This window comes from Cellulomonas sp. Root485 (assembly GCF_001426705.1).
Lineage (GTDB): Bacteria > Actinomycetota > Actinomycetes > Actinomycetales > Cellulomonadaceae > Cellulomonas.
The window spans coordinates 1,571,267-1,587,453 of record NZ_LMFC01000001.1; the positions used below are offsets into that span (position 1 = coordinate 1,571,267).

Consider the following 16,187-nt stretch of genomic DNA (forward strand, 5'->3'; position numbering starts at 1 on the left):
AAGCGCGCCCCCCGGCACGCACCATCGACGTATCTGATGGCACGGGTTCAACGAGGAGCTCGTCGGAGGTGCGAGATGAACCGACAGATCATGGTGGGCTACGACGGCTCCACCCATGCGGACGAGGCGCTGGCGTGGGCCGCCAGTGCAGCCCGACGACAGCACGCTCCTCTGCGGATCGTGCACGTCGCCCGCACGTTCCTCGACGGCTACGTGGTTGCTGACCGGCCGTCCGACCTGACCACCCAGGTGGGCAACCAGGTGCTCGCGGACTGTGTGGGACGCCTGCGAGCCATCCACCCCGACCTCGAGGTGACGACGCAGCTCGAGCCCCACGACAGCGTCGCGGCCGCCCTCACCGAGGCATCCAGGGACGCACGCCTGCTGGTCCTGGGGTCGCGCGGGCGCGGAGGCTTCGCGGGTCTGCTCCTCGGATCGGTCAGCGTCACCGTCGCCGCGCACGCACACTGCCCGGTCGTCGTGGTCCGGACGCCGCCTGCTGCGGGCGACCCGACCGTCCGACCGGTCGTGGTGGGCGTCGACGGCTCCCCCACCAGCCTCAGCGCCGTCGACTACGCCTTCGACCAGGCGTCTCGGTGGGGTCTCCCGCTCGTCGCGGTGCACGCCTGGGAGCTCCCCTCCCTGTTCGGGACCGTGCCGCCATGGCTGCCGGACGAGGTCGAGGAGATCCGGATGGCGGAGAAGGTCGTGCTGTCCGAGAGCCTCGCGGGACACATGGAGCGGTATCCCGACGTGTCCGTGACCTCCGTGGTCCACCGCGGCGGACCCGCCCACGTCATCCTGGCCGCAGCCGAGGACGCCGAGCTCCTGGTGGTCGGGTCGCGGGGCCTGGGGGGCTTCCGTGGGCTCCTGCTCGGATCGGTGAGCCAGGCCGTCCTGCACCATGCGACCTGCCCCGTCGCGGTCGTCCACCCGTGATCGGCGTCGTGTTCGACACGCCGCGCGCCACGTCGGTGCTGCGCGAGGGGGACGCCACGGTGGAGACGCGGTGCGACGACGACTCCCTCGGGCGCGTCGAGGTGCGCACCGACGACGGGACCGCGGCCGCCCTGTGCGCCGCACACCTGGTGCGCCAGGCGGTCGTGCATGCCGTCAGGCGAGGCCTGCAGACCGTCAGGATGACGCTGGACGTCGCGTCACCCGCCTGCGGAGCCGTCCTCGCCGAGCTGCGGAACCTCGCCGGCGACGGGATCGGCACGCTCCAGGTGCGCCGGGCGGGCGAGACGGTGCTCGTGGACGTCGACCTCCGTTCGACGGTCCTGGACGCGGGCGGGCTGCCCGTCGCACACAGAGCGGTCGAACCGCCCGCACCACGCCGCTCCCGGACCGCCGCCCCCAGCCTGGAGACCGTCCGCCGCGCGCTGAGCGGACTCCGCGCGCAGCTCGAGGGTCGGCCCGGCATCTGCGGTACGGGGCTCGCGCGCCAGGGCGACGACTACGTCCTGCGCGTGAACGTCGCCGACACGGGTGTCGCCGTCCCCCGGGAGGTGGAGGGCCTTCCCGTCGACGTGTGCGTGACGGGCCCCCTCACCGCGCTCGGACGCTGACACCGTACGGATCGACTACGAACCGGGCGGGCGACCGCCCGGCACCAGGCTCATGAGGGACACACCCCACGAGCGCGCGCGCTCCAGCTCACCGTCGCGCAACGGACCCTTGACGCCCAGGACCCAGAAGGTCTCGGGGTCGGTGGGGATGTCGAAACCGGTGCGCCGCAGCACGCGGGACGCCCCGGCCGCAGCAGAACCGGGCAGGTGCGGGGTGCGGACGCGCGTGTCGAACGTCGCCGCGCGCACGGGCCGTCCGGGCCTCTCGAGGGTCGCGAGCCACTCCCGCACACCGATCGTCGGTCCGCGATCCGCCGTCCCGGCCTGCACCTGCGCGTCCGCCCGGGTGACCGGCCGACTCATCCCGAACGCCTGCGTCGGGGCCCCGACGACCAGCAGCTCGACCTCGTCCGGCAGCCGCGTCGGCGCCGCACCGACCTCGAGCAACGACACGTCCTGGACCTCGCTGAACATGCCCTCCCAGACCGCGCCGGCGACGCGTGCCGTGTTCCCGAACGACGACTCGTACACCAGCAGCGCTCGCACCGCACCCACCTCCACCGTCGTGCACCCCCACGTCCGACGGCTTCACGCTTCTCCGCGTCGCGGTGGCGCCCCAGGGTCGAAGGTCCCCCGCCCACATCAGGGACTCAGGTCCCGGGACGCCGCCCGTCCCCGGGGCGGAGGCTGGAGGGAGCGCGGCGGTGTGGCCGGCAGACTGCCGGTGTCGTCCGACGCGGACACGGGAGGCAGCTCATGCGCGTCGACGGTCCGGTGGTCGTCGCCCTCGACGGCACACCGCACAGTGCACTGACGCTCCGATGGGGCGTCGACGAGGCCGTCCGGCGGCAGGCCCCGCTCCTGCTCGTCCGCGCGATCGACGACTCCTGGCAGGTCACGGCGTGGAGCTGGTACCCGATCGTCGGCGGCAACGACCTCGACACGGAGGCGAAGGAGTACCTGGCGGACCAGGCGAGCCTCCTCGAGGAGCATCACCCGGGGCTGCGCGTCGAGACCCGTGTGCTGCACGGTCAGGTGGTGCCGTGCCTGCGCGAGCTGAGCATCACCGCCCAGCTCCTCGTCCTCGGTGCGCACGCTCGCACAGGGCGCGCGCGCACGGGCTCGACCGGCGTGCACGTCGCGGCGCACGCTCGCTGCCCCGTGGCGGTGGTCCGGTCGGATCCCGACCACCCCGCGGCGACCGACGCCGCCGTCGTGGTCGGCGTCGACGGCTCGTCCGCGTCGCTGTGGGCGGCCAACGTGGCGGCCCGGGAGGCATGGATGCGTGGCCGCCCCCTGCGTGTCGTGCACGCCCGACCGGCCATCCCCGACCCCTTCGGGCGCGGCAGCGTCCCCCCGCTGGAGACCGCCGACGAGGACGACCCGACGCACCGGGCAGCGCACACGGTGGCCGAGAGGCTCCGCACGGAGAACGAGGGCCTCACGGTCGAGCTCGCGCTCGTCGACGACGACCCCGCCGACGCCCTCGTCGGGCTGGGTGCCGGTGCCGCGCTGCTCGTGGTGGGCTCGCGGGGTCTCGGCAGCTTCCGCGGCATGCTGCTCGGCTCGGTCAGCCACGCCGTCCTGCGTGAGGCGACGGTCCCGGTGATCGTCGTGCACGACAACGGGTGACCCACGGCTCGGGGCAGGTGGGCACCGGTGCGATGCAGGTGAACCCACCCGGCCCGCGCCGCGATCGACGACCTGGAGCGATCGGCAGGGTCGGAGTTCGCAGGCGCTGGAGGACCCGGCTCCCCGAGGGGCCGGGCCCTTCAGCGTGCGGAGCAGTCAGCCGGACGCGTGGCACGAGCTGCACCGCTTCCTGACCGCACGGATCGCACGCGCGGCGTATCAGCGCGGTCGCCTATATCCCCTTCTGTTCAGAATCGCTACCCAACACACCGGTCGAAGGTGGACGATTCGATGCAAAGGCGACATTGCCGGAGGGGATCATGGCGGGCACCACCGAGAACGGCTGGCCGAAGGACCCGCGGGTGGTCCGTATCCGCTGTGGCGGAGACCTCAACGGTGCGGAGGTCCGCGAGGGCGACGTCGCGATCGTCGCGAAGGCGTTCCTGGACCTCTTCCACGAGCGCGTCGAACCGATCACCGAGGTGAACGGCTTCCGGACGTCGACGTTCAACGACTCGATCGCGGGCTCGATCAAGAACAGCAACCACGTCAGCGGCACCGCGTGGGACGTGAACGGCGGTCGCCACAAGAACGAGGCGGTCCACCCGAACGGGTGGCGCTCCGGTTTCACGCCCGCCCAGGTCGACGCCGTCCGCACCCTGCTGGCGCAGTTCGGAGGCCTCCTGGAGTGGGGCATGGACTTCGCCGTCGGCAAGCGCGACCCCATGCACGTCGCGGTCGCCCGTGGCGTCACGCAGGACCAGATCGCCGCCCTGGCAGCGTCGCTCCGCAGCAACAGCAGCATCACCACCGTCACCATCGAGCAGATCGTCACCGAGGAGGAAGACATGAGGACGGTCAAGAACAGGGGCCACCTCTTCGCGGTCACCGCCACGTGCATCCAGGAGATCACCGACCAGAACGAGAAGATCGTCGCGACGACCCTCTGGGGTGCCCCGATCGAGCTCGACGACACCGGCATGGGTGCGCTCCGCCAGATCGTCAACACGACCATCGTCAACACGGCCGGCAACCTGAAGGGCCAGGGTCTCTAGCAGCCCCCGCCGGTGCCTGCGGGACGTCCTGCTCGCACTGCCCGAGACGCTCGTGAGACGACCGAGCGGCAGCTCACCCGTCCCGACGGGACGCCGGCGCGCCGATGGGCCCTCGTGCTCGGCCCTCGCGGGAGTGCAGGGGTTCCTCGCCGGCAGCTTCGACCCGCTCGTCGAGCAGCTGGCGTTTGTCCACGGCCCAGCCCTCCCCGCCCCGGCCCAGCCACGATGCGCCGGCGCGTAGACGACTCGTCGACCGCGAGGACCGCGGACTCCCCGTCGCCTCCAGGGGGACCTTCTGCTCTATCGCCGCTCCCTGCACGGGCGAACTGTGAGGAGTGGGGAGCCCTCCGTCACAGAGGCGGACGTGACGCCCCGAGCGGAAGGGAGAGAGTGCCATGGCCAGCACCTGGAAGGTCACGATCTACCTGTTCGACGCGGACGACGCGAGGCACGACACCGGCGTGACGAAGGCACACGCGGTGCTCAGCACCTCGGCCGGCACCACGCTCGACGGCTACGGGAGGGCACGCCGCGCACCCCGGGACGTCGACGTCCCGGAGATCGGCGAGGAGCTCGCCGCGGCTCGGGCGCTGCGCAACCTGGCGGACCGCCTGCTGTCGGCGACGTCCGACGACATCGAGGCGATCGAGCACGACGACGTGCAGCTCGTCCACCTCCGGTCATGACCAGGCACGTGGTGGTGCTCGGGGCCGGCACCGCAGGCACGATGCTGGTCAACAAGCTCCGGCGCCGGCTCGACGACACCTGGAAGATCACCGTCGTCGACCGCGACGACGCCCACCCCTACCAGCCGGGATTCCTGTTCGTCCCGTTCGGCGGGCCCACGGACGACCTCGTGCGGTCCCGGCACGCCTTCGTGCACGACGGTGTCGAGCTGGTCCTGGAAGCAGTCGACCGGGTGGACGTGGCAGCGCAGGAGGTCCTTCTCCTGGACGGTCGCCTGCTGCCGTACGACTACCTCGTGATCGCGTCCGGTGTCACGCTGCGGCCGGACCAGACGCCGGGGATGCTCGGCCCGGAGTGGCGCCGGAGCATCTTCGACTTCTACACGCTCGACGGCGCGAAGGCCCTGGCCACCGCTCTGCGCGGCTTCCGGCGAGGGCGCCTGGTGGTCCACGTGACGGACGTGCCGATCAAGTGTCCCGTCGCGCCGCTCGAGTTCACGTTCCTCGCCGACGACTGGCTCCGCCGGCGCGGCCTGCGGTCGCACACCGAGCTCGTGTTCGTCACCCCGATGGACGGCGCGTTCACCAAGCCGGTCGCCTCCGAGCGGCTCGGCTCGATGCTCTCCGACCGCGACGTCGTCGTGGAGGCGGACTTCCTGGTCGAGCGCATCGAGGGTCGGTCGCTGGTGTCCTACGACGGCCGGGAGGTCCCGTTCGACCTGCTCGTCACGGTGCCGCTGCACATGGGAGCGGAGTTCGTCACTCGGTCCGGGCTCGGCGACGAGCTCGGCTTCGTCCCGGTGGACAAGCACACGCTGCAGTCCACGGCCGACCCGCGGATCTTCGCCGTCGGTGACGCCTCGGACATCCCGACCTCCAAGGCGGGTTCCGTCGCGCACTTCTCGGTGGACGTCCTGGTCGACAACCTCGTGGAGCTCGCCGCGGGGCGGCCGATGACCCACTCGTTCGACGGCCACGCCAACTGCTTCGTCGAGTCGGGCGACCGCAAGGCCCTCCTCCTGGACTTCAACTACGAGACGGAGCCGCTGCCGGGCACGTTCCCGGTGCCGTACGTCGGGCCGATGAGCCTGCTCAAGGAGAGCCGCGCGAACCACCTCGGGAAGCTCGCGTTCCAGTGGGTGTACTGGAACGTCCTCCTCCCGGGCCGCCCGATCCCGCTCGCGCCGGCGATGTCGATGGTCGGCAAGCAGAACCCTGTCAGCACGTCCTAGGAAGAGGTCGCCATGCCCGTCACCACGCTCGAGGGCCACGAGGTCCACGTCGACGCCGAAGGATTCCTCACCGATCTGTCGGAGTGGGACGACGAGCTCGCCACCGTCCTGGCTGCGCAGATCGGCCTCACGCTCACGGACGAGCACCGGGCGGTGCTCACGTTCCTGCGCGACGACTTCGCCCAGCGCGGCGAGACAGCGACGCTGCGACGGGCGTCGGCAGGTAGCGGAGTCTCCGTCAAGGACCTGTTCCGCCTCTTCCCGCAGAAGCCCGCGAAGAAGATGGCCTACGTCGCCGGCCTCCCCAAGCCCGTCGGCTGCGTCTGACCCGGCACGACGACGAAAGGCATTGTCATGACCACCACCGACACCTCCCCGGCCGTCGTGCCCCAGCTCGGCCCCGATGCCGCATCGGGCCGCAAGCTCGCGATCATCTGCTCCAAGGGCAACCTCGACATGGCCTACCCCGGCCTCATCCTCGCCAACGCGGCTCTCGGGGAAGGCGTCGAGACGCACCTGTTCTTCACCTTCTGGGGCCTCGACATGATCACCAAGGCGACGATGGACGACCTGAAGTTCACGATGCTCGGCAACACCGCGACGCACATGCCCCAGGGCCTCGGCGGACTGCCCGGCATGACCGCCCTCGCCACGTCGAAGCTGAAGAAGGCCATCGCCGACCTGGACGTCCCGGACGTCCCCGAGTTCCTGGAGCAGATCGTGGCGTCCGGCGGCCACCTGTGGGCGTGCCGGCTGTCCGCCGACATGAACCACCTGGGCCTCGCCGACCTGGACGACGACGTCGAGGGCATCATCAGCGCCAGCGACTTCATCGAGAAGACCGACGGAGCCCAGCTGCTCTTCATCTAGGCCGCCCTCGTGGCCGTCGGCGGGACCCTTGGCCCTGGTGACCCGCCTAGGCACAGGACGACGCTGAAATTCTCCGCATCGTCACGGAGGAATCCTGAGAGGTCAGTTCGAGGAGAGTCACATGGACACCATGAGGGCCGGCGTGGTCCGGTCGTTCACCACGGATCTCGACGTCGCGGAGGTGCCGATCCCGGCAGTCGGGCCGCACGAGGCGCTCGTCCGGGTCGACTGGTCGGGGGTGTGTCACACGGACCTGCACGCCGCGCGCGGAGACTGGCCCGTCAAGCCCACGCCACCGTTCATCCCGGGTCACGAAGGCGTCGGGCACGTCGTCCTCGTGGGTTCCGACGTGACCCGTGTGGCCGTCGGCGACCTCGTCGGCAACGCCTGGCTCTGGTCGGCCTGCGGCGAGTGCGAGTACTGCCAGACGGGGTGGGAGACCCTCTGCCCGAACCAGCGCAACGGCGGGTACGCGGTCGACGGGTCGTTCGGGCAGTTCATGGTCGTGGACTCGCGCTACTGCCCGATCATCCCCGCGGGCGTCGACCCAGCAGGAGCCGCTCCTGTGCTCTGCGCCGGGGTGACGGTCTACAAGGGCCTGAAGATGACCGACACGAAGCCCGGCGAGTGGGTCCTGGTCTCGGGCATCGGAGGTCTCGGCCACCTGGCCGTGCAGTACGCGGTGGCCATGGGCCGCCGCGTCGCCGCCGTCGACGTCGACGAGACCAAGCTGGCGCTCGCCCGGAAGCACGGCGCGGAGATCACGGTCAACGCCGCGACCGACGCAGACCCGGTAGCGCGGTTGCAGGAGCTCACCGGCGGCGTGCACGGTGCCCTCGTGACCGCGGTCAACGCCCACGCGTTCCCGCAGGCCGTCGGTGCGCTCCGCCGCGGAGGCACGGTGTCGCTGGTCGGCCTGCCGCCCGAGCAGTTCCCGCTCGACATCTTCACCACGGTGCTGTTCGGGCTGACCGTGCGCGGGTCGATCGTGGGCACGCGCAAGGACATGTCCGAGGCACTCGACTTCTACGCCCGTGGCCTGGTCAACCCGACCTACAGCGTGCGTCCGCTCGACGACATCAACGCGATCTTCGCCGAGATGCTCCGAGGCGAGATCGACGGGCGCGTCGTCATGGACATGCGTCGCTGAGTGGCCACCTCGTCGAGAGCAGCAACCACCGTCGGACGGGCCGGCGTCGACCGCGTCGAGCCCCCGCCCGGCTAACCCCAGAACCGCCTCCGGGCAGGGTCGCCTACCGGCCCTGCCCGGAGGCATCAGTCGTCGAGGCCGGGCGGTGGACCTCGCGCCCGGGTCGCGGGACCATCGATCATGGCCGGCTCAGCCGCCGAGGGGGCACCGAGCGTTCAGTCCGTCATCGCGGAGGCGGGCCGATCGGCCGACGCCCTGGTGACCGACTTCGCGCGGGCGGCCACGGCCGTCCAGCGCCACCGCTACGCGACGAAGGTCAGCGACTCCGATCTCGTCACGCGCTCCACCGCGGTCTGGGTGCTGACGCAGCTGGATCCGCAGGTCGGCGCGGTGCTGCAGTCGGCCGGCCTGGACGCCGAAGGGCTGGGGGCCGAGCTGTCGATCTCCCGTTCGTTCGCCGGGATGCTCGCGGAGGCCCACGACCCCCTCGGTGGCCTCCATCCCGACTTCGCCGACGCGCTCCGGCTCTACCTGGAGGCACTTCCGAAGGGTCCACGGGCGATCGGGCTCCCCGACCTCGCGACGGCGATCGTGCAGTCCGGGCGCAACGACTCGCGCGGACTCCTGCCGCGGCGTCTGACCCAGCTCGGGATGGACTACGACAGCGCGCTCTCGGGGCTGAGGACGCTGATGTCGCCTGAGGTGGCACCCCGCTCGACGATCCCGTCGCCCGGCGACCCGCGGACGGCGAAGACGCCGGCGCCAACGCGCTCGTCGACGCCGCCGCCCCCGCTGTCGGAGACGATGCGCGGTGTCGCCGCCGAGCTCACGTCGTCCAGCCGCGGCAAGGTCACGGCCTTCGACATCGCGGCCGCCATCGCTCGCCGCCATCCCGAGTACGCCGGCGACCACCTCGGCGGCGCCACGCTTGCTGCTCCGGCGAAGACGCCACGGCGGAGCTGGGCCGAGTGGCTGGACGCGGTGGGCGGCGTCTACGACCGCGCGACGCTGAAGGCTTCCCGGCACACGCGTCTGGACGGCCGGTTGTTCCTCACCGGGCTGGGGGTGCTGGATCCGGAGCTGCGGGCCGCTCTGGACGCGTCGGGCGTCTGGGCGCCGCTCCTGGTCGAGGTGGACGACGCCGTCGCACCCGCGGGCTCGTTGCTGCGCCCCTACCTCGAGGGTGTCCAGTTCAGCTACGGCTACAGCAGCGACCGCGCGGGCGGCGTGGACCAGCTCGGTGTCCAGGGCGAGGTCAACGCCGTCTGCGAGGTCATCACCGATCCCCACGTGCAGCCGCCCCTCGCGATCGGCCTGTTCGGCGAGTGGGGTACCGGCAAGAGCTTCTTCATGGACAGGATGCGCGAGCGCGTTGCCGCCTTGACCGCGCAGCCGCGCGCCGGCGCGAGTCCCGCGGATCAGCTGCAGGTGGTGCAGATCCGGTTCAATGCGTGGCACTACGCGGACACGAGCCTGTGGGCGAGCCTGGCCGTGGAGATCTTCGAGCGGCTGGCCGACCCCGAGCCGGTCGACGAGAGCGACCGCGCGACCTGGTTGCGGGACCACGGCGACAGCGGGCGGTCGAAGCGCCAGGCGATCCTGACCCAGCTGCAGACCTTCCGCGACGCCAAAGCCGCACTCGAGAGCGAGCAGGGCGCTCTGAAGGTCAGGCGCGTCGCGGTCGAGCAGAGGCGTGCCGAGGCAGCACGACAGCGGAGACAGGCTGTGGAGTCGATGCCGGTCACCGACGTCGCCGGTGAGCTGGCGAAGGACGCCGCGGTGCAGGCGGCCCTGCGTCCGGTCGCTGACGAGCTCGGCTTCGCACCTGCCGCCGACGAGGTCGGCGCCCTGGCCGCCGAGCTGCGGACGACGGCGGGATACCTGCACGGGCTCTGGCGCGTGGCACACCACAAGGTCTGGGCGGTCACGCTGGCGGCTGTCTTCGTCGTCCTGGTCCTGGCCACCCTGACCCTCGTCGTGCAGGGCGGCAGCGCCTGGATCGCTTCGGTGATCACCGGGATCGGCTCGGTGTCCGCGGCCCTCCTGGCGGCGGTCAAGGTCGCTCGACCCGCCGCTCAGACGCTCAACCGGACGATCGCCGACCTCCAGTCGGCACGCGCGGTCATCGCGGGGCGCGCGGCGGAGCTGAGGTCGCAGCGCAGCAAGGACGAGCTGATGCTCGAGGTCCGGCTGGCCGAGCTGGACGACGAGATCACCGGCGCGACCCGCCTGATCGCTGAGCTCGACGAGAAGATCGCCACCGCGACGACGGAGGCGGAAGCGCTCGCGGTGGGCCGCCAGCTGTACGACTTCCTGGCCGACCGTGCCGCCGGCTACCAGAAGCACCAAGGGGTCGTCGGCATGCTCCACCGAGACTTCCGGTTCCTCGATGCGCAGTTCCGGGCGCTCCAGGCAGCGGCGGAGCCGGTGAGCGGCAACGCGATGACGCGCATCGACCGCGTGATCCTCTACATCGACGACCTCGACAGATGTCCGCCGGCGAAGGTCCTCGAGGTGCTCGAGGCCGTGCACCTCCTGCTCGCGCTCGAGCTCTTCGTCGTCGTCGTCGGTGTGGACCCGCGCTGGCTCCAGCGCAGCCTGCGCCACCAGTACCGCGACCTGGTGACGAGCGGGGACCCGACGACGGACGCCTACCTGCGGGTCATGCCCATCGAGTACCTGGAGAAGATCTTCCAGATCCCGCTCACCCTGCCGGCCATGGAGCCGACCGCGTTCGCGCAGCTCATCGCGAGCATCGCCCCGACGTCCCCCCGGACACCCGACATCCCGGCACCCCCGACCGAGACGCCGGCGGCCCCGGCAACGCCGTCGAACGTCCCCGCCGTGACGCACCGCGCAAGCACCAGCGAGTCCCCCGGCGGCGACCGGTCACCGGTCCGCGGCGGGCTCGATGTCCAGGCGGGCTCGTCGGCGTCCGGTGCCGTCGCCGGTCCCCGGATCGACCTGACCCCGGCCGAGATCCAGTTCGCCCAGACCCTCGGCCCGCTGGTAGCCAGCCCACGGGCGGCGAAGCGCCTCATGAACACCTACCGGCTCATCCGCGCGACGCGACACGTCGGCTCGCACTCGCGCTTCCTCGGCGGAGGTCTCGAGAGGGGTCCCGGCCACTCCCCCAGCGGCCAGCCCGGCGAGTACCAAGCAGTTCTGACCCTCCTCGCCATCGCCGCCGGCTACCCGACGATGGCTGACCGGATCATCGTCGCCCTGCAGCTGGACGCCGACAGCCGCAAGATCACCACGTGGCCCGACTTCGTGCGCCAGCTCGATCCCGCGAACCAGGGCACGCTGGTGCCGAGCGACCTGGTGGGAGGTACCGACGGAAACTCGGACGTCGTTGCCCGCGACGACCTGGCCACCTGGACCAACCTCCATGCCGCTCTCGCCGCCGCCTTGGCGTCGAACCAGCTCAGCGACCTCACGCCGTACCAGTACTGGTGCGGGATCGCCGCGCGGTTCAGCTTCACCCTGTGATGCTGACTGGCTGCGCGTCGTGCGACGGCACGCGGGGCCGCCCGGGTGCAGGAGCTGCGCACCGAGCTCGGGATCACCGTCGGCGCGGCGAGCAAGCTCGTCGACCGGCTCGAGAGCGACGGGCTCGTCGTGCGCACCGCGCACCCGCACGACCGGCGCTCGTCGCTGGTCACGCTCACTGCACCCGGCTCGGCCCTGGCGCGGTATGTCCGGGATGCCCGGGTCGTCATCCGGTCTTAGCCTGCGCTGAGACGGTCAGCCTGGCCGTCTCGTTCCTCAGGGAGGCATTGTGCGCAAGACCCTCCTGGCGCTCACCGCGCTGCTCGGCCTGCTCATCGCCTCGGCGTCACCCGCCGCCGCGATCACAGGCAACTACGTCAAGGACTTCGAGCACCCGTACGTCGGCCTGCTCACCACCTTCGACGCCCAGGGTGAGTTCGCCGGCCGGTGCTCCGGCTCGCTGCTCACCCCGACCGTGTTCCTCACCGCCGGCCACTGCACCGAGGACGTCGCGACCGCGGTCGTGTACTTCCAGCAGGACGCCGGCGTGAACTACGACCCGGAGACCGAGCTCGACCCCATCACCGGCTACCCCGAGTTCTGCGCCGGCGACACCCTCGGCGTCGTGTGCGCGACGTCCGACGAGACCTACAACTGGGGCTTCGACGACTTCGCGGGGTTCCCCGACACCAAGGACATCGGGATCGTGATCCTCGACCAGCCGATCACGCTGGACGAGTACGGCTCGCTGGCCGCGGTCGGTTCCCTCGACAGCCTTGCGACGGCGCAAGGCACCAAGAACGTGACCTTCACGGCGAGCGGGTACGGCCTGTCCTACAGCAGCCCGGTCGGGGTCGAGTCCTTCCGGGAGCGGCTGATGGCGTCCGCTCGCCTGACCAACCTGACCAGCAACAACACCGGCGGGTTCAACATCCAGACCACCGGCAACGGCAAGGGGAAGGGCGGCACGTGCTCCGGTGACTCCGGCGGCCCGGTGTTCTACGGCGGCTACACGTCGAACACCATCGTGGCCGTGACGTCCTTCGGTCTGAACTCGTACTGCCGCGGTACCGACTTCGGCTACCGCGTCGACACCCAGGCGGCGCAGGACTGGATCCGGTCCGTCATCGGCGACGAGGAGTTCGCGCAGATCGACATCGTCACGATCTGACACCTGTCGCGGCCCCTCCCTGGAGGGGCCGCGACACCTCCCGGGTCGGCCCGCTACGGGTGCCGGGCGGGCACCTCGGTGGTCATCACGCAGTTGCCCTGGCCCTTGGGCCGCTGGTACGCGAACCCGAGCTGCTCGTACATGGTCCGCGTCGCGTTGTACAGGAACGACGCAGAGGTCTTCTTGCCGGGCGGCAGGTCGTGCGGGTACGACTCGACCAGGCCACCACCCGCGTCGGCGATCAGCGCGAGCGCGCCGCGGACAGCGACCGACGCCATCCCCTTGCGGCGGTAACGACGGTCCACGAACAGGCAGGTGATCCGGAAGTCCGGCCTGCGCACGACCCCGCTCTCCCACTCCTTGCGGTGGTGGATGTTCGGCAGCTCGTCGACCGGCCCGAACTCCGCCCACGCGACCGCGTCGTCGCCGTCGAGCACGAGCGCCGCGTGGGCGCGGCCGGCCAGCACGCGCTGCCGCTTGAACTCGCGGTTGCCGATCTCCCGGCGCTCGTCGACGGGGTCGGGGTAGAGGTGGAAGTAGGTGCACCAGCACCCGCCCCAGACACCGTTGTGCCGCTCCGCCAGATCCGCGAACGCGTCCCAGGTCTGCGCGCTGAGCGGTTCGATCCGGTAGCCGTCGACCATGAGGCCCGCATCGCCCATTCTCGCGACTGTAGTGGCGGGGCCGCGCCGGTGCAGCCGTCCGCGGACGGCAGCTCCTGCGGATCCTCGCCACGGTCGCGTCGTGGCGGGGCTCGTGGCACGATCCTGCAATCGCGCCAAGCAGGGGCCGGTCGCCGGAGAACAAGGAATCCTCATGCGCCGTGCCGTCCTCGTCCTGCTCTGCCTGCTGCTCGGCGTCGGGCTGTTCCCGGCCCCCGCCTCCGCCGCACCGACCGTTCCCGCGCCGACCGGGCTCTCGGTCGTCGCCACCAGCAGCGGCACCGTCCGGTTGTCCTGGGCCCCCGTCAAGGACGCGGTCCGGTACGACGTCTACTGGGGGAACGACCCGGCCTACCTCGACGTCATCGCGACGACGACGTCGACCGCGTGGACCAACGAGGGAGCCAGCTCGGTCCTCCCGACGGAGACGCTCTACTTCGGCGTCCGGGCCATCACCCGCAGGAGCGCCTCCGAGCTCAGCCCGCTCGTGTCGGTCGTCATGCCACCGGCCGTCCCGAGCGCGGTGACCGCCGAGGTCGTGCAGCCCAACCAGGTGCGCCTCACCTGGGGCTTTCTCCCGGAGGGCACCACGGTCCTGGTCAGCGAGCTGGTCGACGGCGGCGCCGAGCAGCCGTCGCAGGTCCTCAGCACCGACGATCGCGGCGCGTTGGTCGCCACCGTCGCCGACTCGTCGTACGTCTTCCGCGTCCGCGCGGTGCGCGACGGCGTCGAGTCGCTCGGCTACGGCGAGGTCGCGGTGTCGACCCCATCGCGCTGGGAGTCGCAGGTCGCGTACGACGGGAAGGTGTCCGTCCTCGACTCCGGCGCCCAGACGCTCGAGTTCGGCGTCTACCCGGGGTACTCGTCGGGAGGCGGCCAGCCGCTGGGCGACGTGCAGCTCGTCCTCGACGGGCAGGACGTCGGTACGCAGAGCATCGACCCCACGCTCAGCCGCGCCCGGTTCGACGTCCAGCTGGCGCCGGGGGCACACGACTTCACCGTGCGCTACCTCGGCGACGACGGCTACCTTCCCTCCGAGTCGGCCGGCACGCTCTACGTGTCCGACCCGGCGCCCGACTACCGCGTGGAGACCCTGACGACGGCATCGGTCATCGACGCGGCGATCGGCGACGTGACGTGCGACCTCCGGGCCGACCTGGTGACGGTGGCCGACGTGACCACCGGAGACGGTTCCACCGGCCGCACCACCCGCGTCAGCACGCAACCCACCCGTGCCGACGGGTCGCTCGGTGACGTCCTCGGCGTGAACGTCACCACGACGTCCAGCCCGACCGACGTCGCCGTGGGCGACCTCACCGGCGACGGCTGCGCCGATGTCGTCGTCGCGGCGGGCGACGTCGTCGTCCTCACCGGCTCGGCGTCCGGCCCGCGGACCCCCACCAAGCTCAAGGGTCTGGCGTCCGCCGGCGCGGTGAGCATCGCGGACCTCACGGGTGACAACGTGGCCGACCTGCTCGTGTCCACCATCGACGGCCAGGCACTCCTGCCCGGCACCGGCCGGGGCACGTTCGGCAAGGCCCGGACCCTGCTCGGCGGGCGGTTCGGCGGCACCGTCGCCGTGGCCGACCTCGACGGCAACGCGCTCGCCGACCTGGTCGAGCTGCGAGACGGCGTCCTGACCGCCTACCGCCAGACGGCGACGGGGACGTTCACCGTGGCGTGGACGCGGCCCACGAGCGGCGGGAGCGACCTCGCGGTGGCCGACGTCGACGGCGACGGCCGGAGTGACGTGCTCGTCTCCGGAGACGTCACGCAGCTGTTCTCCGGCGCCGACGGTTCGGTCACGCAACCGCCGCTGGAGTACGGCTACAGCACCTACGTCGAGCTCGGCGACCTCGACTCCGACGGCGACGCCGACCTGGTCAAGGTGGAGGGCTACGGCGGACGCCCGCAGGCAGCCATCACCACCGCCGGCCTGCCCGCCGCCTGGCAGGACCTCACGACCGACCCCTTCACCTACTCGTACGGAACGCGCGGGGTGGTCGTCGGCGACCTCGGCAGCGACGGCACCACCGAGATCGTCGCGCTCGACTACGACACGACCAGCGTGCTCCACGTCCTTCCGGCACCGTGAGCTGATTCCGAAGCGGTCTGCATCCGAACGCCTCCCCCACGCCGAAGACCTGGGCACGGGTGGTCAACCACCCACCAACAGAAGGGATGTCCGATGAAGCGCATTCTTGCCGTGGGGACCATCGCCGCTCTCGCCCTGCTCGGCTCGGCAGCCAGCGCCTCCGCCGCGCCCGCCGACGCCGCCTGCTTCGGCCAGGTGCACAAGACCGTCAACGCCGGGGGCGTGGCCGGGTTCACCAACGTCGGTGAGCTCGTCCAGGCCGTCGGTGGCGGCAGCATGAAGAACGCCACCGCCAAGACGTTCTGCTAGTCAGCTCGCCCTTCCTGAGCAACACAGGCGGCGGCTCGGATCTCGCATCCGAGCCGCCGCCGGCGTCAGACGCCAGGGTCTGGTTGGTCGGTTCTCGCGGGCTCGCCCGGAGGCACGTGCGAGAACGGCACGGAGAGGATGTACGGGATCGTGCCGGTGTTGATGACGTGATCCACCTCGCGACCGCGCCGCGTCAGTGACGCGCTCGGTACGTGGTCGGGGCGGTGCGGCTCATGCGGTCGAGACGCGTTGACCGCGGACGAGC

General features: G+C 71.3%; 16 protein-coding genes. 14 read left to right on the top strand and 2 right to left on the bottom strand.

Features of this window, described 5'->3' with window-relative positions; genetic code table 11:
• The first annotated feature begins 75 nt into the window (after positions 1-75).
• Together ASD16_RS07185 and ASD16_RS07190 are read left to right on the top strand one after the other, a co-directional pair.
• Positions 76-939, top strand: a complete 864-nt coding sequence (locus ASD16_RS07185; protein ID WP_055914716.1) for a universal stress protein — start codon at positions 76-78, stop codon at positions 937-939.
• A complete protein-coding gene (locus ASD16_RS07190; protein WP_055914719.1) occupies positions 936-1,568 on the top strand; it encodes a hypothetical protein in 633 nt (210 codons plus the stop codon). The genes ASD16_RS07185 and ASD16_RS07190 overlap by 4 nt, the downstream gene beginning before the upstream one ends.
• Before the next feature lie 15 nt (positions 1,569-1,583).
• On the opposite strand, the gene ASD16_RS07195 is transcribed toward ASD16_RS07190, so the two are convergent.
• The gene (locus ASD16_RS07195) at positions 1,584-2,114 is read right to left on the bottom strand and encodes a hypothetical protein (RefSeq protein ID WP_055915855.1); all 531 of its coding nucleotides are present in this window, start codon (positions 2,112-2,114) and stop codon (positions 1,584-1,586) included.
• Positions 2,115-2,324: 210 nt separating this feature from the next.
• Between ASD16_RS07195 and ASD16_RS07200 the strand changes: the two genes are divergently transcribed.
• The 10 genes from ASD16_RS07200 to ASD16_RS07245 all read left to right on the top strand — a co-directional run bounded on the left by ASD16_RS07200 (position 2,325) and on the right by ASD16_RS07245 (position 12,856).
• Positions 2,325-3,200, top strand: a complete 876-nt coding sequence (locus ASD16_RS07200) for a universal stress protein (RefSeq protein WP_055914722.1) — start codon at positions 2,325-2,327, stop codon at positions 3,198-3,200.
• A gap of 320 nt (positions 3,201-3,520) precedes the next feature.
• Positions 3,521-4,255, top strand: coding sequence for a D-Ala-D-Ala carboxypeptidase family metallohydrolase (locus tag ASD16_RS07205; protein WP_055914724.1), 735 nt, complete (start codon positions 3,521-3,523; stop codon positions 4,253-4,255).
• A gap of 395 nt (positions 4,256-4,650) precedes the next feature.
• The gene (locus ASD16_RS07210; RefSeq protein WP_055914727.1) at positions 4,651-4,941 is read left to right on the top strand and encodes a dsRBD fold-containing protein; all 291 of its coding nucleotides are present in this window, start codon (positions 4,651-4,653) and stop codon (positions 4,939-4,941) included.
• Entirely contained in the window at positions 4,938-6,173 is a 1,236-nt protein-coding gene (locus ASD16_RS07215; RefSeq protein WP_055914730.1) for an NAD(P)/FAD-dependent oxidoreductase, read from the top strand. The genes ASD16_RS07210 and ASD16_RS07215 overlap by 4 nt, the downstream gene beginning before the upstream one ends.
• A 12-nt stretch (positions 6,174-6,185) precedes the next feature.
• Positions 6,186-6,500: a TusE/DsrC/DsvC family sulfur relay protein gene (locus ASD16_RS07220; RefSeq protein ID WP_055914732.1), complete on the top strand. Its 315-nt coding sequence runs from the start codon at positions 6,186-6,188 to the stop codon at positions 6,498-6,500.
• Positions 6,501-6,527: 27 nt separating this feature from the next.
• A complete protein-coding gene (locus ASD16_RS07225) occupies positions 6,528-7,043 on the top strand; it encodes a DsrE/DsrF/DrsH-like family protein (protein WP_055914735.1) in 516 nt (171 codons plus the stop codon).
• A gap of 130 nt (positions 7,044-7,173) precedes the next feature.
• Entirely contained in the window at positions 7,174-8,193 is a 1,020-nt protein-coding gene (gene adhP / locus ASD16_RS07230; RefSeq protein ID WP_200942907.1) for an alcohol dehydrogenase AdhP, read from the top strand.
• A gap of 180 nt (positions 8,194-8,373) precedes the next feature.
• Complete coding sequence (locus ASD16_RS07235; RefSeq protein ID WP_055914740.1) at positions 8,374-11,685, top strand: P-loop NTPase fold protein; 3,312 nt, start codon at positions 8,374-8,376, stop codon at positions 11,683-11,685.
• A gap of 6 nt (positions 11,686-11,691) precedes the next feature.
• Entirely contained in the window at positions 11,692-11,925 is a 234-nt protein-coding gene (locus tag ASD16_RS07240) for a MarR family winged helix-turn-helix transcriptional regulator (RefSeq protein WP_082570633.1), read from the top strand.
• Between the two features lie 49 nt (positions 11,926-11,974).
• A complete protein-coding gene (locus tag ASD16_RS07245) occupies positions 11,975-12,856 on the top strand; it encodes a trypsin-like serine protease (RefSeq protein WP_055914746.1) in 882 nt (293 codons plus the stop codon).
• Positions 12,857-12,909: 53 nt separating this feature from the next.
• Here the strand turns inward: ASD16_RS07245 and ASD16_RS07250 are convergent, their stop codons facing one another.
• Positions 12,910-13,518 carry a GNAT family N-acetyltransferase gene (locus tag ASD16_RS07250; RefSeq protein WP_055914749.1) on the bottom strand — a complete coding sequence of 203 codons (609 nt, stop codon included), beginning with the start codon at positions 13,516-13,518 and terminating at the stop codon, positions 12,910-12,912.
• Positions 13,519-13,672: 154 nt separating this feature from the next.
• Here ASD16_RS07250 and ASD16_RS07255 point away from each other — a divergent pair, with 154 nt between their 5' ends.
• Both ASD16_RS07255 and ASD16_RS07260 read left to right on the top strand, forming a co-directional pair.
• A complete protein-coding gene (locus tag ASD16_RS07255) occupies positions 13,673-15,613 on the top strand; it encodes an FG-GAP-like repeat-containing protein (RefSeq protein WP_055914752.1) in 1,941 nt (646 codons plus the stop codon).
• Positions 15,614-15,706: 93 nt separating this feature from the next.
• A complete protein-coding gene (locus tag ASD16_RS07260; RefSeq protein ID WP_157453813.1) occupies positions 15,707-15,922 on the top strand; it encodes a hypothetical protein in 216 nt (71 codons plus the stop codon).
• Positions 15,923-16,187: the final 265 nt, after the last annotated feature.

Excerpts from the sequence above, each read along its gene's own strand:
- ASD16_RS07260 (WP_157453813.1), top strand. The coding sequence starts at position 15,707 with ATGAAGCGCATTCTTGCCGTGGGGACCATCGCCGCTCTCGCCCTGCTC.
- ASD16_RS07250 (WP_055914749.1), bottom strand. The coding sequence starts at position 13,518 with ATGGGCGATGCGGGCCTCATGGTCGACGGCTACCGGATCGAACCGCTC.
- ASD16_RS07210 (WP_055914727.1), top strand. The coding sequence starts at position 4,651 with ATGGCCAGCACCTGGAAGGTCACGATCTACCTGTTCGACGCGGACGAC.
- ASD16_RS07200 (WP_055914722.1), top strand. The coding sequence starts at position 2,325 with ATGCGCGTCGACGGTCCGGTGGTCGTCGCCCTCGACGGCACACCGCAC.
- ASD16_RS07220 (WP_055914732.1), top strand. The coding sequence starts at position 6,186 with ATGCCCGTCACCACGCTCGAGGGCCACGAGGTCCACGTCGACGCCGAA.
- ASD16_RS07225 (WP_055914735.1), top strand. The coding sequence starts at position 6,528 with ATGACCACCACCGACACCTCCCCGGCCGTCGTGCCCCAGCTCGGCCCC.
- ASD16_RS07255 (WP_055914752.1), top strand. The coding sequence starts at position 13,673 with ATGCGCCGTGCCGTCCTCGTCCTGCTCTGCCTGCTGCTCGGCGTCGGG.
- adhP (WP_200942907.1), top strand. The coding sequence starts at position 7,174 with ATGAGGGCCGGCGTGGTCCGGTCGTTCACCACGGATCTCGACGTCGCG.
- ASD16_RS07185 (WP_055914716.1), top strand. The coding sequence starts at position 76 with ATGAACCGACAGATCATGGTGGGCTACGACGGCTCCACCCATGCGGAC.
- ASD16_RS07235 (WP_055914740.1), top strand. The coding sequence starts at position 8,374 with ATGGCCGGCTCAGCCGCCGAGGGGGCACCGAGCGTTCAGTCCGTCATC.
- ASD16_RS07215 (WP_055914730.1), top strand. The coding sequence starts at position 4,938 with ATGACCAGGCACGTGGTGGTGCTCGGGGCCGGCACCGCAGGCACGATG.
- ASD16_RS07205 (WP_055914724.1), top strand. The coding sequence starts at position 3,521 with ATGGCGGGCACCACCGAGAACGGCTGGCCGAAGGACCCGCGGGTGGTC.